The organism is Bradyrhizobium sp. USDA 4341, from assembly GCF_054063755.1.
In genome coordinates this window covers 529377-550286 of sequence record NZ_JBSSGO010000001.1, presented here as the reverse complement: position 1 = coordinate 550286, position 20910 = coordinate 529377, and the positions used below count along the sequence as shown (strand labels likewise).

At 59.4% G+C, this 20910-nt stretch carries 15 protein-coding genes; 14 read left to right on the top strand and 1 reads right to left on the bottom strand.

All coding sequences use genetic code 11. The annotated features are described in order from the left end of the window. The first annotated feature begins 61 nt into the window (after positions 1-61). The 13 genes from ACVIGB_RS02555 to ACVIGB_RS02495 all read left to right on the top strand — a co-directional run bounded on the left by ACVIGB_RS02555 (position 62) and on the right by ACVIGB_RS02495 (position 19988). A complete protein-coding gene (locus ACVIGB_RS02555) occupies positions 62-964 on the top strand; it encodes a hypothetical protein (RefSeq protein WP_456717229.1) in 903 nt (300 codons plus the stop codon). After that, a complete protein-coding gene (locus ACVIGB_RS02550; protein ID WP_456717230.1) occupies positions 961-1260 on the top strand; it encodes a hypothetical protein in 300 nt (99 codons plus the stop codon). Before ACVIGB_RS02555 ends, ACVIGB_RS02550 begins: the two co-directional genes overlap by 4 nt. Positions 1261-1301: 41 nt before the next feature. Next, positions 1302-2153 (top strand): hypothetical protein, encoded by an 852-nt coding sequence (locus ACVIGB_RS02545; protein WP_456717231.1) that lies wholly within the window; start codon positions 1302-1304, stop codon positions 2151-2153. Between the two features lie 191 nt (positions 2154-2344). After that, complete coding sequence (locus ACVIGB_RS02540) at positions 2345-2902, top strand: HD domain-containing protein (protein WP_456717232.1); 558 nt, start codon at positions 2345-2347, stop codon at positions 2900-2902. Positions 2903-3381: 479 nt separating this feature from the next. Beyond that, entirely contained in the window at positions 3382-5061 is a 1680-nt protein-coding gene (locus tag ACVIGB_RS02535; protein ID WP_456717233.1) for a hypothetical protein, read from the top strand. Positions 5062-5211: 150 nt separating this feature from the next. After that, entirely contained in the window at positions 5212-5883 is a 672-nt protein-coding gene (locus tag ACVIGB_RS02530) for a DNA-3-methyladenine glycosylase (RefSeq protein WP_456717234.1), read from the top strand. Beyond that, a complete protein-coding gene (locus ACVIGB_RS02525) occupies positions 5844-6857 on the top strand; it encodes an agmatine deiminase family protein (protein ID WP_456717235.1) in 1014 nt (337 codons plus the stop codon). Before ACVIGB_RS02530 ends, ACVIGB_RS02525 begins: the two co-directional genes overlap by 40 nt. A 53-nt stretch (positions 6858-6910) precedes the next feature. Continuing rightward, entirely contained in the window at positions 6911-7801 is an 891-nt protein-coding gene (locus ACVIGB_RS02520) for a GIY-YIG nuclease family protein (RefSeq protein WP_456717236.1), read from the top strand. A gap of 993 nt (positions 7802-8794) precedes the next feature. Next, complete coding sequence (locus ACVIGB_RS02515; protein WP_456717237.1) at positions 8795-10138, top strand: hypothetical protein; 1344 nt, start codon at positions 8795-8797, stop codon at positions 10136-10138. A 6-nt stretch (positions 10139-10144) separates the two neighbouring features. Continuing rightward, a complete protein-coding gene (locus tag ACVIGB_RS02510; protein WP_456717238.1) occupies positions 10145-14611 on the top strand; it encodes a hypothetical protein in 4467 nt (1488 codons plus the stop codon). A gap of 349 nt (positions 14612-14960) precedes the next feature. After that, positions 14961-16457 (top strand): helicase HerA domain-containing protein, encoded by a 1497-nt coding sequence (locus ACVIGB_RS02505; RefSeq protein ID WP_456717239.1) that lies wholly within the window; start codon positions 14961-14963, stop codon positions 16455-16457. Positions 16458-16729: 272 nt separating this feature from the next. Beyond that, positions 16730-17653, top strand: a complete 924-nt coding sequence (locus ACVIGB_RS02500) for a class I SAM-dependent methyltransferase (protein WP_456717240.1) — start codon at positions 16730-16732, stop codon at positions 17651-17653. A gap of 1135 nt (positions 17654-18788) precedes the next feature. Further along, on the top strand, positions 18789-19988 hold the full coding sequence (locus ACVIGB_RS02495; protein ID WP_456717241.1) for a helix-turn-helix transcriptional regulator: 1200 nt from the start codon (positions 18789-18791) through the stop codon (positions 19986-19988). Here ACVIGB_RS02495 and ACVIGB_RS02490 read toward each other — a convergent pair. Then, complete coding sequence (locus ACVIGB_RS02490; protein WP_456717242.1) at positions 19963-20328, bottom strand: AAA family ATPase; 366 nt, start codon at positions 20326-20328, stop codon at positions 19963-19965. The two genes, ACVIGB_RS02495 and ACVIGB_RS02490, sit on opposite strands and share 26 nt — an antisense overlap. 186 nt (positions 20329-20514) lie before the next feature. Between ACVIGB_RS02490 and ACVIGB_RS02485 the strand changes: the two genes are divergently transcribed. Then, entirely contained in the window at positions 20515-20751 is a 237-nt protein-coding gene (locus tag ACVIGB_RS02485; protein WP_456717243.1) for a hypothetical protein, read from the top strand. Positions 20752-20910: the final 159 nt, after the last annotated feature.

The window sequence follows — 20910 nt, the reverse complement described above, 5'->3', positions numbered from 1 at the left end:
ACTTGCTTGCCCTAGTAGCTGCTGCTATCAAGCGATAATGCAAATTGGTCTGCATTTTTGCATGGAGCGCAGGATGGCTGGTTTCGCAAAAGAACAGATGCTCGATGAACTGAGGACGATCTTCCTTTTCGAGGCTGATCACGTCCTCATCAGCTCCGGCCCGGCGAAGGCCGAAGCGTTCATTGGCTTTCCCCCGGGCGACAAGGACGAGTACGTCCATGAAGCTCCCTCGAAGGTCGACCTTTCGCTGTTTGCAAGCATCACGGCGTCCTTCGAGCGGGCCTACGAGTTCGCATTCAATCGCAGCCGGCTGAACACATTCGGCGAGCATGAAGTCCAGGATCTGCAGGTCTTCATGGAAGGGACCCCGCGCATCGGCGGCATTTCCTCCGCCGGGGAACAGCACCGCTTCATGACTCCCGATGGCTATTGCCGGATGGTCGCCGACGCGGCGCTCGCCAGGTGGAAGCTCGAATGGGCGGGCGACGAGTCGGCCACCTTCACCACCCGCGAACTGGCGCTGCTTGCCAACATGAGCGAGGGCGCCGTCCGCATGGCGACGTCGGATAAAAGCGAAGGCCGGCTGAAGACCATTCCCGGTTCGAAACCGGTCGCGGTAGAATTCGCCGAAGCCAAGCGCTGGCTCTCCGGACGTCGCGGCTTCATTCCCTGGCCGGAGCGCGCCGCCGACGATCGCTTCCTGACGCGCGCAATCCGGGATGCCGAGACGCCGAAGGTGTACGCCCGGCTCATTCACCAGGCGGCTGGATTCGAACCGGCCGAGAAGCTGGCCGACAAGCTGGGTTGGAGCGCCGCGGACGTACAGCCTTGGTTCGACGGCACGTTCGCCTTCGACGCCGACCGCGCTGGGCGGATCGCCAAAGTTCTGGAGCTTGACGTCCCGATGTTCGTCGGCAAGGCGCTCGAGGTCACGCTGCGCTCTTCCGAGGGAGGCCGCTCGTGAGCGCGCTAGCGACGGCTGATCTGCCTCTGACGACACACTCGAGGACGCGCCTGCAGCAGCGCGCGATCCCTCCACTCGTCGTCGACCTGCTGATCCAGTTTGGGTCGGCTTCCCGTGCCAATGGCGCGGAGCGGCTCATGTTCGACAAGTCGGCCATCAAACGGCTGCGTCATCACCTGGGCGGCGACCGCGGGCTCAAGGTCGTGGAGCGCTGGCTCAATGTTTATGCGGTCCTCGGCGATAACGGGTTGCTCGTTACCGCAGCTCACAAGAGCGGTCATTTTCGGCGTCAGTGATCATTTCACATCGCAATTCTCGAGGGAATATAATGGATAGCATGGTTCACACGTCGTCGGCGTTCATGCATGGGTGCAATGATTGCCGCGCTTGTTTCGACGGGCCGCAGCCCGCATGGCACTCGGTTGATCGCAAGTCCTATGAGGTCAAAAATCATCGATGGCTGTTGCGCGCCAATCCCGCTTACTGGGGCTCCAGCGCACCGGAAATCCTGGTGCTCGGGTTTTCCAAAGGACCTGAGCAGAACCGGCTCATCGACCGACATCTCACAGCGCGCGCGGGAATACGGTTCGAGGATATTCCGTTCAACGACGACAAGCGCAGGATGCGCTCCAACCTGAAGAAGCTGTTGGTCGCGATGGGCCTGCTCGGCGAGACGGCCTCCATCGATGCCCTGTTCAAGCCGAGCGAAAAGGTCTTCGGCTTCGCCTCGCTGGTCCGATGCTCGGTCGCCTATGCCAAACCAGGCAGCACGGAGTTCGTGATGCAGGGCGCCCAGATCACGAAGAACACCCTTAGGCAACGTCCGGAGTTCGTAAGGACCTGCATCAAGCGTCATCTGTCGGTTCTCCCCGACAGCGTAAAGCTGGTCATTGTCCTGGGCGCAACGGCGGACTACGTCGCGGATGTGATGAAAATGCTGGGCGGGGTTCCGACTTTTCCAGGCCGGGACTGCTCGTACGCCTATCGCGTCGGCACAACGCGGGCCGTTCACGTTCCGCATCCTTCCGGCGGCAATAGTGGCTCCGTGGACGTCTTTGCAGGGGTGCGGCCGCCGACGACGGAGAGCCACAGCGAAAAGAACATCCCAGAATGCCGCCGGCAGGTCGACGCCGTACTGGCCGACATGAGCCGGAGTTCAGAGGCGGACCGTGAATTGGCCCATACGTAAGGATCAGAGCGATGATCGCGCAGTGCCTTCTCGGCGACCTCGACATTGCCGAGGCGATGGCGAGGTCCCGGACAGCATGCGACTGGACGAAATTCTCGGGTGGTCGCTACAAGATCGACGATGCCGTGTGTTCTAGAAGGTAGGACGGACCACGAAGCCCGTACCGGCAGGTACTGTGAAAGGAGGAATCGATGGCACTTACCAGATTATACGACGAAGCCCTTGTCTACGCGTCCGACCTTCATCGGACACAGATCAGAAAAGGGAGCGGCACGCCGTACATCGCGCACCTGTTGAGCGTCTCCAGCCGCGTGTTGTCCGCCGGCGGGACGGAGGTTCAGGCCATCGCCGGCCTTCTCCATGACGCCGCGGAGGATCAAGGAGGCCAAGCAACGCTCGACGAGGTCAGGAAAAGGTTCGGTGGTGACGTCGCGCAGATCGTGGCCGACTGCACCGATTCCTGGGGCGAACCGAAGCCGGCCTGGCGTCCGCGGAAGGAAGCCTACCTTTCGCTACTGCCGAAAAAAGCGCCCTCGTCGTTGCTCGTATCTCTTGCTGACAAGGTCGACAATGCAGAGGCGATTCTGAACGACTACCGCAACATCGGCGACGAATTGTGGCGCCGCTTCACAGGCGGGCGCGACGGGACCGTTTGGTATTACCGGGAGCTCAGTGGGATTTTCGACGTGGTCCTGCCGGGCGCACTGGCTCGGCAACTCGCGTTGACGGTCGCTCATTTTCCTGCGTGACCAGGGTCAGCTCCGCAATCGGGTCATCCCGACGGTGGCGCCTTTGGGTCAATCAAGCCCGATGTTCGCGACGACACCTTCTTCTCTTGAAACTCCGCGGCTTCGGCTGGTACTGGAATAGGTCCTTGGCCATCAGCGTCGTAGCCACGGTCCGCCAGCGGCTGAGAGCGACTCTTGGCCAGTAACTCACGGCATTTTATCGATTCCTGTAATCCTGCCGAGAGGCCAGATGGATAGGTTGGCGCTCTTTTCGGACGCGAACGAGTGGAGCGCCAATTGCAACGACAGATCAGAACGCCCGTTGCGCCGTTGTGGTTGGCTGTTGGCCTGTCAACTTCACGAGCGCCGCCAATGCCCCGGTCTTGTAGAGGGAGAATAATCCGACATTGGTTATGACTGTGTGGCGGCTTCTCGGACGTGCTGCAGTATCATGCGCAGCGAATCATTCCCTCCAGCGATTTTTCAAAGAACCTCACTCCATGAAACGTTTGACGCTAGCTAGCTTCGCTCTCCTGGTTCTTCAAAACATCTCCGCCAACGCCTCCAGTTTGGAGACGATTTCGAGGCTAGCCTGCTCCGATGTGTCGCAATCGGCGGTCGCGAGACAATCCTGGTCGGCCAATGGGGCGCCGTATGGCGTGCCGCTGGCGGAATGGCGCCAGGATGAATTTGCCCAGCTCCGCAGCCGGGTCACCGAGTGCGCCAGGCAATTTGGCGCGGATTCCCGCGGGCTCATCGCCTACCTGCAACGTCTTGAAGGCATGACCCGTCTTCAAAACTCGGCGGGCGACCGCGTACAGCGCCAGGCGAGCGTCGATGAGGCTCATCGGCGCAGTCAGGCTCTCAACGAGAGCATGGAGCAGGCTCAGAGGGAGCAGCGGGCGGCTCGAGATGCTGAGATGGAGGTCGAACGGGGCCTTGTGGCCAAGGTGGAGGGCTTCACTTCGGCAAGCGAGCTGAAATCGTTTTGCTCAGAGACGTGGAAGTCGCAGCTTCCGGAGACCACCAGGGTGGACGTGGTCGTCGCGTGCAAATCCAAGCTGTCTCAGCTCGCGATCGCGGAGCAGGAGAATGCGGAGGCCCGTAAGGCTAAGACGTCCGCCACGCAGCTGTCGGAGCTGATCCGGAAGGTTCGGGAGATGCCGGCAACGCAGGAGACCGTCCGGCAATTGCAGTATCTGCGCTCCGATAATCACTACCGTCTTTCCTCCCTCACATTCCAGGATCAGAACAGCTACATCAATGCGATCGAAAGTAGGCTGGGCGAGATCGGCAGCCAGTTGACCGACGCGGCCTGTGCAGGCGTCGTGTCCAAAATAGCGGTACCCCAGGAGTTGCGTGATGCCCTCGTGGTCGATGGTCTCGCAGGCGTCTCACTAACCTACTTTCTTTGTGGCCCGGCGCTGACGACAAGGAACGTATCCGTCCGACTTGGGCAGCGAGATCTCGTCGAAGTTAAGGTCGACTCCGTCACGCTGACGTTCGCGCGCCGCCGCTTCCTTCTAGATCGCAAGGTCGACGTGGCCATCGACTCGCCGATTCAGGGAGGCGTTAATGCGCTCGTGCTGACCGGCGCGTCCGACGGAGCAAAACCGATCGCGATCGGGAATCCCAACTTTTTCGTCATCAATTTCTATTCGCAATTTACGCCGCAACTGGATGAGTTCTTGAAGCAGTCCACCAGCTCGGGCGCCACTGCGGACCAGTTCATGCGCGTGGAATGTCAGATGGGCGAGTGCATCTGGTCGGTTCTGTCGGACAAGAAGGTCGTCAAAGAGCTGCCGAACGGAAGACTTGTGGAAGCGCTTTTGCGAGAATGCGACGTGAGATATGAGGACGATTATCCAGAGCACTACACGTGCCGGGATGCCGAGACTTCGAAGGCGCAGTACGCGGCCTTCTGCAGCACCAAGGCTCCAAGTATCGCGTACAAGGATGGCAATCGCTGGCAACGGACGCGGCTGTCGATCTCGTCGGATGGGGTGTTCGGGTATAACAGCGGCTTGATCGCTCGATATCTACGCATCTGCCATGACAAACTCCGCGGTCCGCAAGACCTTGATACGGTGGTTGCGGAGTTTGGCTATAAGAGCCGGGTCGAAGCTCTCGGAGACAATGTGCAGGATGCGGTCGACGATGTCGCGAAATTGGCCGAGTAAACCCGCGCAATTCGCGACATCGACGGAGTCGTCGAGGAGAACCGGATAATATAGTAATTTCATAGAGTTATTTGACACATAATTGAGCTCCTCTAGTGTGTGTTTTGCGGCCTGCGCGGCGCCGCGATTGAAGACACGAAGGAGTAGTCTATGACTTTCGATCTGAAAAATTACGTTTCGATCGAGCCAGATTTCTTTGCTGGCTCTGCAGTCGAGGTGGCCCAGAAGGCGGTCGGATGCCTCGTGATCGTCACCGATCTCCGCCGCGCGACGGATGGAGGGGTCATCATCGCGGAAGCTGAGGCCTACGATGAGACCGACATGGCCTCGCACTGTCATCCTGGGGCAGCAGCGCAGCGCCGTAACCGCAGCTCCTCGATGCTGCTCCCGCACGGGCACGTTTACATCCACCACGACCGGGGGATGCCCTGCCTCAACCTGGTCTGCGGGCAAGAGGGATTTGGCAGTGCAATTCTGATCAGGGCCGGAGTGCCAATGATCGGACTCGATGCGATGGCAGAGCGCCGCTCTGTCCATCCGTCAGCGGATCGCACGATCCGTAATCGTGGTTCCGGGTTTGAGCGCAAGCTCTGCAACGGACCTGCAAAGCTGGGCGAGGCACTTGGGCTTTACCCACTGCTCGATGGCGCCTCGCTCTTTAAGTCTCCCTTTCGCGTTTTGCGCCCGGTTGAACCGGTGACCAGCCTGCTCAATGGACGTCGCATCAACATCTCCAAGGACGCCGATCGCCTGTGGCGCTGGGGCCATCCGGGCTATCGCGAATGGCTGAGCGCACCATTTCCGTCGGTGGTGGACGCGTGAGAGGAAATCACGAGATCCGCATTCCCGCCGATCACGAGCCTCACGCCTGCACGATTATGGCGTGGGCGGTGCACCGGGAATGGGGAGCCGAGAAGGAACAGGTCGAGCGCGAGCTCGATGGTGTGATCCGGGCCATCGCGGAGTATGAGCCTATAAAACTATTGACCACTCCGGACCTGGTGCCGGCGGCTCGGGGAAGGAAATTCGGGCCCGAAGTCGAGATCGTACCGGCACCGGTCGACGATATCTGGATGCGTGATATCGCGCCGGTGTTCGCAAAGCGCGGGGCCGAAACGATCGCGATCGACTTCAACTTCAACGCCTGGGACAATTCCCGGGGCAGTCGGGCCGGCGACCGCCTGGCGCGCACGCACGATTTTGGCGTTCCGGTGATCGGCATGCCGTTCGTTGCGGAGGGCGGAGCGTTCATCACGGACGGTCAAGGAATCGCGGTCACGACGCGGAGTTGCCTCCTGTCGCGCAACCCACACCTCGATGAAGCGGCAATCACCGGGGCCTTCGACAGCGTCGGCATTCGCGATGTGATTTGGCTGTACGGTGACCGGACCGAACCGATCACCACCGGTCATCCGGATGGGTTCATGGCCTTTTTGCCCGACGGCAAGCTCCTGGTCGAAAACGTCGCATCGGGACCGGGAAGCTGGCGGCGCAAGCGCGACGTCGGAATGTTGCGGCAATTGAGTACGGAGGGAAAGTTGAATGGCATCGAAGCGTTCGAGGTGGTCCCGGATGGCTCGGTCGGCAGCGCAACGATGGCCGCGACCTACATGAACCTGTTCGTCACCGGCGGCGCTGTCCTTGCGTCACGATTTGGCGAGACTCAAAACGACCTGCGAGCCAAGCTGGAGCTGGAGCGCCATTTCCCGGGGCGGGCGGTCCGCATGCTCGACCTAAGGACGATTCTCAATGGCGGCGGCGGCATCAGATGCCTGACCCAGCCGGTGCCGGTCTGATCTTCCTCTATCGAGGGAGCGGTATAAACAACGATGTGTGATCGACTTTCAACATGGACCCTTCATCAATCGATAATGAGCCGGGCCTGTACGTTGCTCGGGCGAGCGAGGATCAACCTGAGTTTTTGACCGACGTCGCTTCCGTCAGGGCGTCAATCAGGGCAGGCAAACCATACTACGTGTACGTTCTCCACAGGCCCGATGGTCGGCCGTTCTACGTTGGCAAGGGCGTGAACTTGCGTGTGCTCGATCATGAGGCGGAAGCACGCAATACGACCCGCCTGACCCACAAGCTGAACGTGATCAGAAGCCTCTTTCGATTGAAAGTGTCGATCCACTATCACTTGGACAGCTTTTTTGAGGACGAGGCGGAGGCGCTTGCCCGAGAACGGCAGTTGATCCAGATCATCGGCCGCCATGACCTCGGAACGGGACCTCTCACGAACCAGACCGACGGCGGGGAAGGCACCTCCAATCCGTCGGAAGAATCCCGCCAACGACGTCGAGAATCGCTCTGGGGCGATGCTGCCGATCCCGAGCGGCAGATCGCGAACACCTATTTTAGAAAACTCGCCACCGTCGAATCGGTCACCCTGAAACCAACATCGACCTGGCGCAGCGCCACCGCGCTACGCAGGAACCGCGCCGTCCTCAAGATGACATCGCGCCAAGCAGCGACCCTGGCCGCCAGTGCCATCCAGAACCGCATCATGCTGGAGCCCGGAGCCCTAATTCCGAGGCGGCTTCATGTGGAAGGCCTCGAATTTATTATCGAGAACGGCGTTGGAAACGACATGCTTTCCAGCGGCATGGTGACGGTTACCGGTGCTTCGCCGACCCGCGAGATCCTGTACCTGACTGAGGGCGGATACCGCTTCCTGGTCGGGGGGCTGGATAAGCGGGTGCTCATAGATGCCGGTGTATTGTCGCCGGATGAGGAGTGAATTGCCAGGCGACTGCCACCAGCGTGGTTCAGGCCCTTCGAGGTGAGCCATCCCCGAGTACAGCCCTATAGACGGGGCTTGGTCGTGTCGCGAGGCCTCTCGCGATTTACGCTAGTTTTCCGCCGCGACAACGATAAGATGAGACAGTCTTGGTAGGGGAGACAGATGAGGTCGACGCCGAGCTGACGAGCCCGATCGGGGCTTTGCAGCCGTAGGCCACAACGTCATCAAAGATTCGAACCGTCTTCGCCAGAGGCAAGGAGGAGCGGCCTGTCGCGAATGGATGCGCAGGGGAGGGCGCGGCGACCGTCCGAGTATGCATATCGGCGCGAGTTAACGCCACAACCTTGGCGAGCCGTCCGCCTGGCCGGCTGAAATCCGTCACGCTCTTATGTGTCCCCAAAAACCGTAACGATGGGCATGCTGCGGTCATCGAGGGTTGTCCCGCTGCTGCGGGACGGCGCGACCCGTTTAGTCTGTTGTGGCCGATGGCCGTTAGGAGAGTCTCAGGATCCATTTTATGATGAAGCAGATCGCTCAGCCCACGTGACCGTCCGAAACAAGTTATGGCGTTGTCCTACTATCGATGGGACAAATCCGAAGGCAGGACTGCTGTACGGCAAATCGAAAACGGCACGCACTCTCCCCGATAAGCACTTGGGTACGCCATGCGAGCAAGCTCGCTCTGGCCAATCCAAGGATTAGTTATCCGCGCGGTTCGCGGGCAGGCGGTATCGCGGAGTCTGAGAGACGAGTCCTTGACAGAAAGTCGGAAGTATTGCGAGAATGTAACGTCATTCTAAAACGTGATCGCAGTCATCGCTGTTAGCCAGCATCATTGCCCATGCCTCCCGCAGCCTTCCGTCACACGCCCGACCTAAGGCTTCTACGCATATGGCAGCCTACACAGCTCTTTGCGCGGCACAGTACGACGGTGCAGGTCGCGATTGCCGGCGACACGCTTTGTCGCTCTTGTAGGTTAGGGGCGGCGAAGTGCTGAAGCGCTCAGCTCATGTCTTCGTGATCAGATCGTTGTTGTCCTTCGGTGTATTCGGGCTTGCCGGGATGGTGATGACCATTACTGCGCTGGTGTTGGTGCCGACCGCTGCGCGCGCTCAATTCGGACTGCGAGAGATCCCCTCAAAGGTATCCCCAGGTCTCCACAGCTTCGGAGTGTCCGGAGGTCATTTTCATTCTTGGAAGGTGCAACGGCGAGCTATCTCTGTTCCGGTGAGTAGTGGCTTGTCGAAGATGACGTTTACTCGGACGAGTGCGATCATTCCGTCGCACGAGATCGGAGCTGATGAGTTGAACATACGTTCGTCGGACGTCGGGAGAGTTTTCGTCTTAGCGGCCTTGTTTGGCTTCGCTGCGTTTGGAGATGTCTACGATGCGGACGCCCAAACGAGAGTGGACGTCCGGGGAGCCGTCGTCGAAGCGGCAGAGCCAGTTGGGATACGCGATCCGGGGCCCCTCGCGAAGGCGAATGATGAGACGCCTAGGTTTTACTTTCGCACCACTGTTCGACCTCTGACGCAGGCCTGTTCTGCTTCTGTGACCGTTCAGGCGAACGATCTGAGCGCTTTGCAGTCCCGTGGCATAGAATCCGTCGAACAGCTACAAGGAGTGATTAGAGGGCTTCCGAAACTTACGAGCGCGGAGATAGGCAGTGTTCGGGACGCCATAGGCGAGCCAAAGACGCCGGCGGCATTTTTGGGAGCTCTTGATAGTTGGCGCGCGAAAAATCCAGCTTCTGCGAAGAAGGTCGCTCCATATGAACGGTTCGCGATCGAGGGGACACCACCGAGCGGTGGCGCCATCTGCACATTGGGAGCAGGAGGGCAAAACGCTGCTCAGGCACGGATCTCTGGTGGATGCATTGCTGCGTGGGGGAGCGAGGGAGTTGGTCCGCCACTATCCGTCTCCTTCGATCCTGGCTTGTGTCTGTTTGACGTCCAAGCTGTTGTGACAGCGGTGACGAGTCACTTCAGGATTGTTCCCGGATCTAACGTCCCGGAGCGGCCGAGCTGCGCTCTTAGGCTCGAGGTTTTCGTCGCCAAGCTCGATGATCTGTTCTCAAGTCATCCCCATTCAATCGATCCGCTTTTCACCCTGCTCAACGAGTTCTTTCCCTTGCAGAGGTGTGATCCGGCTGAAGCAGAGAAAATCGCTAGCCGATCCAAGTTTTTCGTTGGTGTGAGAGCTGAAAATCAATTTCGAAACTTTGGATTCAGTAGTGCTAATCCGTCGAATCCCCGCTCGGGCTTCTACGTCGGATTCGCCCTCGATCGCAGCGGAAACTCACGGCTTCCATTCGCAAATCCCAACCAGAAGTGATGTGAAATGAGCGAGACTATCGGCGTCACCTACAAGCCGGTTGCCCTCGGCGGCTACCATATGGCGATTTTCTACACCAATGCAGCCGGAGCGAGTACGATCATTGAGGCATATGCCACAGTTCCAGGCCCTGCGACGAGTGCATCCGAGATAGTTAATGAAGAGGCCGGTCATGCAACAGGCAGTTCGCCCTTCGGAACCATCACAGGCATCGAACGCGCTTGGAATTCCCAGTTTAGCGGCAACGGCTATCTCTACCAGCAAGATGATCTCCTGCCTCAAGAGGTGCTGCTCCAGGGGGGCGACCTGTCCGCGGCATGGAGTTCGATCGAGGCGAGCTTGGTCTCGTTGAAATCCTCGAACTACGTCTACATGCCACTCCTGCAGAACAGTAATACTTTTGTCACCGCGGCGTTGCTTGCTGCAGGGTTGACGAAGCCCAGCGGAATCGGCGTGGACGTAGAGGGTAATACAGCGGCGTATTGGACACCGGCCGCCGACAAGTCGTTGTTGATTCACGTTGGAGATGCCGTCTCAAATAGCGACGCGATGTACTCGACAGATGAAAATGCCGCGGCATCGAACATAAATCTGCTCCAGAACATTGACGATGCTGGTAACCCCTATCATTTGACCATCGTCGACGGCTCAACCATTTTCACAAGCGCAGATGGTCACATAGTCCAGGGAATGGTGAACGGTGGAGTTGTCTCGATTGACCCGAGCCAGTTTTCCTATTTGGCGAGCGGCGAGTCGAACGCTGTCACAATTTCGTATCTGTTATCCGATGGGCAGGGCGCCGCGGCGGAGAGCGTAGTCTTGCAGGTCGCGGGCGCCAACGATGCTCCGACGGAAACTACAGCCGATGCGGCCGCCACTGTGGACTTCTCGCACACGACAGCCAGCGGGAAGGTGACCTTCAGCGACCCGGACCTGGCCGACGCGCATGTCATCAAGGTGAAGTACCTTGATGACTCGCCGCAGCTCGGCGTGCTGACCGCGTCAGTGTCGCACGACACCAAGGGGACCGGCGCCGGCGGCGAAATCACCTGGCAGTACGACCTGACCCACGCTGTGCCGTCCACGCCGAAGGTTGAGCATTACGAGCTCACCCTCGACGACGGTCACGGCGGCACGGCGGTCCAGGACGTCGCCGTTACGATCGGTTCGGATGCAGCTTCGAGCCTGCGCTTCCCGACCGACCTGGTCATCGAATCCAATCGTGGACAGTGGTACACAGCTCCCGGACCCTTCGCGGTGACCCACTCGAACGATGTTGGGTCGATCTTGACGGACGGCTATTCGGCCGGTTCTGGTAGGGTGGTCAGCTATTCCTTCAAGGTCGAGGGTGGCGGCAGTTTTTACATCTGGAATAATCAAGAAATCGACATTCCGTTCTATTCGACTTTCTACCTCAGTCAGCCGATCACCGTGATTGGAACGCCGTTGAACCAGTACGGCTTGCCAGATGCGACGTTGCCCCAGATCGAGGCGACGTTCACGCTTCCACTCTATGACAGCCAATTTGCTGGTCTGAATGCGCCTTACCAATTCTCGCATGTGGCCTATACCATTCTCCCGCCACCTGAGGTCATACAGACCGCGGCGACCAAGGGGAATGGTAATGCGGACGGCTCGTTCGCGATCGCTGGCGGCGACATTGTCGATGCGTGGGCGTTGCCGACGCCCGTCGCTTCGCCGCTTCCACCAGGCTCGGGTAGCTTCGGTGCTTGGTCCTGGGATGGGACGGTCTATTGGAATTATTCGCGTTCGCCCGACCTGCTTCACGTGCTCCAAGTTGGCCAAACGAACCGGGAGACCTTCGCTATAGAGGTACGCGGCGTGGACGGTTCGAAGATACTAAAGGATGTGACGCTGACGACAACACGCAACATCGATCAAACGACTATCTCGGGTTCGTCCCAGAGCATCGAGAGGACGGCAAACTACAATTACGATGCCGCCGCAGGGACGGTATCATTCGCCGACCCGAATGCGTCCGACCGTCACGTCATGTCGGCCAAGTTCATTTCCTCCGACTACGGTAGTGTCCCAGCGGGCAACATCGTGATCGACGGCCTTCAGGACTCGACAGATAGTTCGATCGGTTCCGCTTCTTGGCACTATGACATGACCAATCAGAAGGCGTTGGCCGTCGGGGCAACGGGCCACGAAACGTGGGCGCTGTATCTGGACAACGGTAATGGCGGTTTCACCGAGCAGGACGTCACCATCGACCTGACGCGACACGACGCGCCGGAGGATATTCACGTCGTGGACGTCCAAGGCAACCCTACGCCGGTCATTGCCTATCCCGGGGTATATATGCCGAACCTCGGCTACCTGGCAGGATCGGACGACAATCCTTCGGTGCCGGTGACCTTCGCGCTCTCAGGCATGTCGGCAGTTTATTTCACGCTGCAGACGGATGCTCACGGGACGTATCTCGCGCCGAACTATGCCCAGTGGGAGAACTATGACTACAACGCCCCGTTCCCCGGGGACATGTCTTGGCTCAACCGAGACTGGTGGAGCAGGGTTTCAACGAGTTTCTGGGATAAAACACCCGCACAAATCGACGCCTTGCTTTCGGGAGGCGTGATCCAGGACCATGATACGGACGGCAGCTTGGCCTCTCATCTCGCCAATACGCCGTATATGGCCACGGTCGTGGTGACCGACGCTAATGGCGTCTCGACCACGCAGAACATCTACCTCGATCTTAACCATGACCTCCGGAGTGATCTGTCAGGAGTAACCGTCTCGGCGGTCTCCTCGCTCTCGGAGACCGCCTCGATCGGGACAGTTGTGGCTTCACTTGCCGGTATGCCGTGGCAATACCCTTGGGGCATTGTAGGCGTGGACGGAACCGACATGGACCCCACGGGACATTTCGCCATCCAGGACCAGAAGCTCGTGCTGCAGCGTCCGTTGGATGACGATGGCCAAACCCACTACGATCTCGCACTTGCGATCGCGAATGGGCAAACTGTTACGGTTCCGATCGACGTTGTGTCGGCGAACCTGCAGAGCGGCAATATCGACGGATTGGCCTTCGCCCAGGTGACGGACCACACCGCAGAGAACCCGACGGCGGACGTCCTGATCGCTAACTTTTCGATCCCGCCGACCAGCACGACCACCTTCCTCCTCGATACCCCGAAGGATGACAACGGGCGTTATTCGACGACATCATTCGAATTTCGCTCCAATGCGGACGGCACCGAATCCCTCTGGTTGAAAGGAGGCGCCTACCTGGATAGGGAGGCGCTAGGGATGGAGGGCATTCTGCATCTGGACGCCCAAGCCATCGTCGCTGACGGCGGAGTGAGTACGAGAACGGATTTCGCTATCGACCTTCATGTCGACAACGTTCACGAAGGCTTGGAGGGAGGCGGCGGCTCAGGGCAGTACCTCGCCGGTGTCCTGCCGGCCGAGCAGCACGACCCGGGACTCTGGATTGGCGCGCACTTTTCATTCCTGAACGGCGACTTCTACGATACTTCGTACACGGTCTCATTGGTACCTGGCGCAGACGACAGCGACCTCTTTGCGATCGGAAGTCTTCAACAGGTCCCCGGGACTGTCGGGGTTATGGACGCTGAGATCGTCCCGCTCGCGGTACTCGACAGCCGGCCATATACTGTCGACGTTCAGGTTCACGGATCGGACGGCACTGAGACAATATCGCAAGTGACGATCAACACGGCCGCTGCGGATCCGAGTCTGTTCGGTTATCGCCTAGCTCCGGGCACCGCCGAAACGTTCAATGTCGACACACACGGAGTTCCGGGTGTCGTAGATCAGGCAACCTTGGACGTGCCACTGCAAGGCTATGCAGATCTCACCGACGGCGAAGCGCCAACGATTGCTCTCGACACGAGCAATACGGCGTTGCCTGGCACGTTCCAGGCCAACTTCGTGCCGGCGAGCGGGTCAGAAGGAGCACATGTCGTGCTCAGCTACACGGGCGACGACGGCGACCTGTTCCGCAGTCCGGGCGGCCAGAATTACTTGGGGACATTGACTATCAACGACAACGGCAGGACTAGCCAAGCCCCTGTTTATGCGGTCATCCATGACGACAACGTCGCGCCGGCAATCTCCGAAGCCCCCCAAAGCGCGAGCATATCTGGCGATCAAGGCGGCGCCGCCCAATCCCCTATCTACTATTCCGACAGCTTCCATTTCACGGACGCCAATCTGAGCGACACTCACGTCGTCTCCGCGAGCTTCGTTTCCTCGGACTATGGGGATGGGGCGCACTCGATCGGGTCGTTTGCGGCGTCACTGCAGACGGACAGCACCTCCAATCCGGGAACGGTCGGCTGGACATATGCTATCAACAGGCCTGACCAGATACCCCAAGGGGATTTCCACGAGGTCTACGACGTCGCGGTTGCCGACGCCCATGGTGCGGTCGCCCACCAGCAGGTAAGCGTCACGCTGTCTCATCACTCGATCCTGGTCTAATCGGACCGTGGAGGCTTGGCCACCCACTGGACAGTTAAGGCCACTCTCGGTCTAGATTCCTGGGTTTATCAAGCAAAAAGCCCGCTTATTGGCGATCTGATGGCCGCCAAGAGCATGCGATGCAACAGAGGAGAACCCCTCAGGGGAAACGCTCACCTACCGGCGAGCGCATACGAATCCTTGGCGCCGCTTGAAGCAAAAAGTAATCCGTGAGTAGCCAATGCCGCGCTAAGCCTTGAATTGTGGGGAGAGCCCTCGGAGAGAAGCGTGCTCGGGTGGAGTCGCCGCGCGCACGCGGCTAAGACGGAACGGAGCCATTGTTTCGAGCCGCGTGGGCAACAGGTCGGGGATGAAGACAGAAGTCGAACTTGGGATGACGCTGGAGCGGTTCGGGCAGTCCGGCCCGGCGCTGCTCGACGTGAACGAATTGATTGCGACCCGGCTTCTTGTCCAGGGCAATTCCGGCTCCGGTAAGTCCTACCTGCTTCGGCGTTTGCTCGAACAGAGCGCAGCCAACGTTCAGCAAATCATCATCGACCCGGAGGGCGACTTTGCCAGCCTCGACGAGTACGGACATGTCGTGATCGACGCCAACCGCAGCGAGGCCGAGCTCGTGGCTATCGCCGAGCGGGTCCGCCAACAGCGCGTCTCTTGCGACCTCAACCTCGAAAGCCTCGACATCGACCAGCAGATGCGCGCGGCGGCAACGTTCCTCAACGCGCTTTTCGAAGCCCCTCGCCAGTTTTGGTTCCCGTCCCTTGTGGTGGTCGACGAGGCGCAGCTTTTCGCGCCGGCGGCCGCCGGCGACGTGGACGACGCAGCTCGTCGAGTGTCGCTGGGGGCGATGACCAACCTGATGTGCCGCGGGCGCAAGCGCGGGCTCTCTGGGATACTGGCCACGCAACGCCTCGCCAAGCTCGCCAAGAACGTCGCGGCCGAAGCCTCCAATTTCCTGATGGGCAGAACCTTTCTTGATATTGATATGGCCCGTGCCGCCGATTTGCTGGGCATCGAGAGGAGCAAGGCCGAAATGTTTCGCGACCTCGAGCGCGGCCAGTTCATCGCCCTCGGTCCCGCGCTTTCTCGCAGGCCGCTCACGGTGGCGATCGGCCCGGTCAAGACACAGGCGCGCGGCTCGACGCCGTCGATCACGCCGCTTCCGGACAAGCTCGATGACGAGGCGCGCTCGGCCTTGCTGGCTCCGCTCCCGGTCGCCGCACGCGCGCCAGTCGAGCGCCGTCCGTCGCCGGTGGCCACCGACACCCAATCCATCCTGACGGACGTGTCAGCGCGTGCGGTGAGCAGCGAAGTGAACCAGGCCGAGGCGGCGCCGTGCGAGACCCCGGAGGAGAAAGTGGCGCGCGAGGCGTTGCTTCACCAGATCGCCGCGGAGGTCATGGGGACTCCGGACGCTGCCTTCGCCCAGGAGCCTGCCCTGTTCCAGGAGTTCCAAGTAACCTGTCGCATTAGGAAGGCGACAAAACCGACACTTGAGATCTTCCGTTCGCTACTCCCTTATGCGAGGGCCGGGCTGCCGCCGGAGGCACATGCCGACGTCGATTGGACTGGTGCACTGAAGATCGCATCCGATCTGCCGGACGACCTCAAGGCCATCTATCTGCTTGTCGCCCGCGCAGCGAAGGACGGCCAGCCGTGCCCGTCGGACATGGTGCTGGCCAGGACCTGCGGAAGCATGTCGCCGGGACGCGGGCGCGCCCGCCTCGAGAAGCTTGCGGAGCAGTCCTATGTCACCGTGCGCAAGGACATGAAGGGCAACCGCGTGATCGGCGTGCCTGACTTCGCATGGGAAACCGCCGCGGGCGATCCGAACGCGGCGGCGGCCTGACGTCCACTCGAACTTCCCGCTCGATGCCGTCTACAGGGCAATTTTCGCTAGCGGGCTTCGCCTCCGAGGGCGTGTAACGGCACGATGACTGACGGTTTCGGCGTCAGTATCGCCGCTTAGTGCAGGTGGTCATCCTGGCACCGGCCGAGGTGAAGCTCGTCTGCGCCACACTCACGGTTCCAAGCCTCGCACCATGCGGCATAACCCAACTGGGTCATGAACGACTTTTCCAGATGCGATTCCTTTGCCGCAACTGGCAAAAGGAAATCGAAATGGAAAGCATCACAACACGGGTAGTTGCGGGAGAATTGCGAGACACACTCGATCTCTACCATGAGCGCTTGGCGGAGTCCGCGTGCACCAAAGCAATCGATGAGATGATCCGAGAACTCGGGTTGCATTACGACGCGGCGGCGAAGGCTGGTGCTTTATCTGATTTCAGGGCGACCTGCCAAACGCACCCGCTGCACGAACTGGCCCTGCAGGATCCATTCACCCAGAGAGCCTTCAGCAAGCCGCGGGGATATGCGGGCGACGCGGTGATGCTCGACTATATCTATCGGCCGTCGAGCCTCGAACTCACCGAAGTTGGTGCTGCAATTTACCAGATGACGACCGGCGTAAGTGCCGCCAAGAGCATCACCTGGCGCCGCGATCACTTGGGCGAAGAGATTGCGAAAACGGCCGCACGGGTGGAAAACGCCCGTGTCCTGTCGGTCGCCAGCGGACACCTCAGGGAACTGGATGTCGTCAGGAAGCTGCTCGACCGACCCGACTTCGGGATTGTTGCGCTTGATCAGGATGCAGAATCCCTTGAGGAAGCGGTGAATTCCAATCCTGACTTCAACATCACACCAGTGAACAAGTCGATCGCACACCTTTTCAAAGGACACGATCAGACTGAGTACGACCTGATTTATTCGGCGGGACTGTTCGATTATCTGCCGAACCAGACGGCTGCAGGTCTGCTGACTCGCCTCATCAGCATGCTGACTCCTGCCGGCCGCCTGATCGTCGGCAATTATACGCCGGAGAACTACGGTCGGGGCTACATGGAAGGAATGATGGGATGGAGCCTGATTTATCGGAACGAAGCCGACATGGAGGCATTGCTGGAAACCCAGCGGGAGCGAAGGGTCTATCGTGACGACACGGGAAACGTCGTCTACCTGGAGGTCTCGCCTCACTGGAATTGAAGACGCCCCCCTGACCCTAACGGTTGGATAGGGCCCTCTCAAGTTCGAATAGGGGTTCGACCGTCTCTCAGGTCAAACGAAATCGCCGTACGCAGGCGTGGAAACGGGCGTGCACGCGCCCAGTTTCGCTGACGGCAGATTGTCAAAACTGACTCGGCTATTGTCTGATTGCCCAAACGGCCGATGGCATTAGCGTTAATGTGCGCGAGGACGAGGAGTTCGACGATGACGATGTCTCGCCGCGGCCGGGCGGACTCCACCGTCTCTGATGTGCTGACGCGAGCTCATGTGCCTTGCATCATCAGTCGCGCCTGGCAGGACCTAAGCCGTTGTAGTTGGTGCAACCCCTCCAGCAACGACCCGCTGCATCGACGACCTGGCGAATGCAGTAATTGTATTGATCCGCCTCTCTGATCCCCGAGCAGGATCGCCGCCCCTCGGACTCCATCCTTGTGCATTCACCACAAGAACCAGCCCGTGCAGCCGGCGCGTGTATAGCAAGCATCGACGCAACGCCGACCGACGCCCATAATTGCCACATGACGCGTCCTTTCGCTCCTTTGCTGAACAAGTTCTATTGCACCGCACAGGCTCCGCACCGGCCGAGGTCTGACTTCCATTCGCTGTTATACCGTCGGCGGCACGTATCGTTTAAACAGCAGTTGACCGGGCCACATTGATTGTCGACGCGGATGACAGGACTTGGGATCGGCGAGAAGTTGGGACGAGGCGCGTTTTTCGCGGGGAATACTGGCTCGACGGCTTGCGCTGAGCTGCAGATCGCCAGGAAGAAGAAAAACGCCATCACTTTCATGTTTACCCTCCAGGTTACGACACAGTTGAAAGCTGGTAGGCCGTTGCATCCTTTGCAGAAGCGACATCAGTGCTTCTGCAAAGGGAGCCGAACTCCAATATTTCGTTGTCGCCCGATGGAATCCATGGCTGGGATCTAGGTTACAAGCCGCCGACGGGCACGTCATCACCCAATTGGGTTGCACGACCGAAGCCTGACTCTTTAATATGCTGATCGACAGTCTGGCTCGCGAGATACGCTACCAAGAGGTTTATCACTTACCGTCCAGCGGCAAGTTGACGACAGTTTCAATGTCTTGGGTTTGGACCACGGGATTCAGGCATGCCCAACTTTACAGAACGCGCTGACAGGAAGACCGGAGCTACTGGAAGACGGCCGCAGCAGGCGTGGGATCTGGATTATCTGACGTCGTATTTTGGCGAGCTGATTGATGCGGCAGCACTCAATCCAGAAGCCTGGCTTCAGGTGACCGAAGAATTACGGCGTGTAAATCCGGGCGTTCGGGTGGTAATCCAGGCACACGACCCTTCTTTCGGGCGACCGCTCGTTGCCCTCGCAACTGGTTGGAGCGACGGCTACGTTGAAAAGTATAATGGCCGATTTGCATACGTGAACGAGGTTGCGAAGATCTGGTCGAAGACCGCACCATTGCTCACGCCGGTTCTTCTGCCTGAATATGTTGTTCCGATTAGCACGTTTCTCAAGTCTGAATTTTATAACGAAGGCCTAAAACCGGAGGGCGACGCCGATTGCGCCACCGGGGTAAGAATCTTGAGTGAAGGTCGACGACAGGCGACGTTGGCGATCCAATACGGGCTACGGCAAAAGGATGAAATGCACCAGCGGCTTTCCCCCTTGTTACAACTTCTCGGGCCCAAGCTGAGAGGGGCTTTTCTCGCCAACCGTCAAACCGTTCGCCAGAAGGGTGCTGCTCACGGCGCAACCTTCATAGATAATCTTGTAGATCCGGCGTTGATTGTCGATCGAGATCGCCGAGTCATAGCGGCAAACCGGGCGGCACAAGAGTTTATCGCCTCATCCGAAGTCTTGCGCATCGGTGCGCGCGACATTCTGTCGTTCGGAGAACAGCAAAAGGAGGTCCAATTCGCGAGACTTGTGTCTGCTTGCTGTGAGCGCGCCCCAGGTTCTTCGGGATATCTGGAGTTTAGCTTTGCGTACCGAGGTTCGCGGCTCCAAGTTTCGCTGCTTCCGATTTCACGAGGTGGCGAGTCCGTAACGACGGGCATTGCCTCCTTGTTCACTCCGGCTCCGGGCGTATTGCTGGTGCTGCGCCGCGACCTTTCCATAACAAATGTAGCTGAATTCAAGTCGCGCTTCCGACTCACGAGCGCAGAGCTGCGCGTTGTGCAGGCTCTATCTCAAGAGGAGGGATCGCTTGTTCAGATTGCAGATCAATTGGGCGTCGCTTATGAAACCGCACGATATCAGCTCAAAGCCGTTCTTAAGAAAACCGGCACTCACTCACAGCGAGAGCTCATAAGCCTCCTCCTGCAGAAATAGACTGCGCCCAGACCGAGGTGCTGGCATCCGCCAGGAGAGCCTCGAGCTCATAGCGCTCGGTCAGCTCCGCCAGCGTCCGCGATAAGGTCTTCGCCAGGCGCGCAGTCGAAAGGGACAGGCGCAGTGCCGCCTTGCCGGCGAGCACACACAGCTGCACGTCGCCGCCTAATCGAACCCACAGGTCGCAGATCATTTTGCAGGTGTGGGTCTTACCGGTGCCAGCCCGTCCAACCAGGCAGGCAAGCGGATGGGACAATGGCTCGGCGTTCTGGTCGATCTGCAGGGCTCTTTCGGGGCCAGCCAGGTCAGCGAGCATCTCCGACAAAGCGGCTGGCGACATCGCGCCCAGCCTGGGCTCCAGGCGCCTCCCAGACTGCGTCAGGAGACGACTGACGAGGTCATCTTCAAGCGCCGCTGCGCGCGGTGCTCTCAACACTCCTTCGGGAGGCACTATGGCACCGGTGGGAAGTGCCACGGCTAGTGCTGCCTCGATGTCGGCAGCAGTCCCGCGCAAGGTTGCCCTCAAGTGGAACTCGATCTGATCAGCACTTTTGCTCGCCTTACTCGCTGGAACGAGCCAGAAGCCGAACCGGCCCTAGCGTTCACCGTTCCTGCCTTAACCCGTAGTCATACGGTTCGCAAAGACGTGGAAGATTCTGTCGAGCAGGCTCAAACTCATGAGAGCCAGGATTTTGCAACAGCCTTCCTGGGGCTAGGACCAACGCCGCCTCGCATGTATTTCAAGCGGGCGGCGTTGCGTTGAACGGAGTGTAGATTGCTTAAAGAAACGCCGCCTTATCGATCAGCAAAGGGAATGGCCAGCCCGGCTCCCTTTTTGGCGAATTCCGTCTCAGTTAGTTTAGTTCCATCGCCGGTCAGGCCTGCTCCGTGGGCGCCGGTGTCTGAGAGGCCGGTAGTGCTC

Bases quoted from the DNA above. Each gene is read 5' to 3' on its own strand.
- ACVIGB_RS02555 (WP_456717229.1), top strand. From the start codon at position 62: ATGGAGCGCAGGATGGCTGGTTTCGCAAAAGAACAGATGCTCGATGAA.
- ACVIGB_RS02545 (WP_456717231.1), top strand. From the start codon at position 1,302: ATGGTTCACACGTCGTCGGCGTTCATGCATGGGTGCAATGATTGCCGC.
- ACVIGB_RS02540 (WP_456717232.1), top strand. From the start codon at position 2,345: ATGGCACTTACCAGATTATACGACGAAGCCCTTGTCTACGCGTCCGAC.
- ACVIGB_RS02535 (WP_456717233.1), top strand. From the start codon at position 3,382: ATGAAACGTTTGACGCTAGCTAGCTTCGCTCTCCTGGTTCTTCAAAAC.
- ACVIGB_RS02530 (WP_456717234.1), top strand. From the start codon at position 5,212: ATGACTTTCGATCTGAAAAATTACGTTTCGATCGAGCCAGATTTCTTT.
- ACVIGB_RS02525 (WP_456717235.1), top strand. From the start codon at position 5,844: ATGGCTGAGCGCACCATTTCCGTCGGTGGTGGACGCGTGAGAGGAAAT.
- ACVIGB_RS02520 (WP_456717236.1), top strand. From the start codon at position 6,911: ATGGACCCTTCATCAATCGATAATGAGCCGGGCCTGTACGTTGCTCGG.
- ACVIGB_RS02510 (WP_456717238.1), top strand. From the start codon at position 10,145: ATGAGCGAGACTATCGGCGTCACCTACAAGCCGGTTGCCCTCGGCGGC.
- ACVIGB_RS02505 (WP_456717239.1), top strand. From the start codon at position 14,961: ATGAAGACAGAAGTCGAACTTGGGATGACGCTGGAGCGGTTCGGGCAG.
- ACVIGB_RS02500 (WP_456717240.1), top strand. From the start codon at position 16,730: ATGGAAAGCATCACAACACGGGTAGTTGCGGGAGAATTGCGAGACACA.
- ACVIGB_RS02495 (WP_456717241.1), top strand. From the start codon at position 18,789: ATGCCCAACTTTACAGAACGCGCTGACAGGAAGACCGGAGCTACTGGA.
- ACVIGB_RS02490 (WP_456717242.1), bottom strand. From the start codon at position 20,328: ATGTCGCCAGCCGCTTTGTCGGAGATGCTCGCTGACCTGGCTGGCCCC.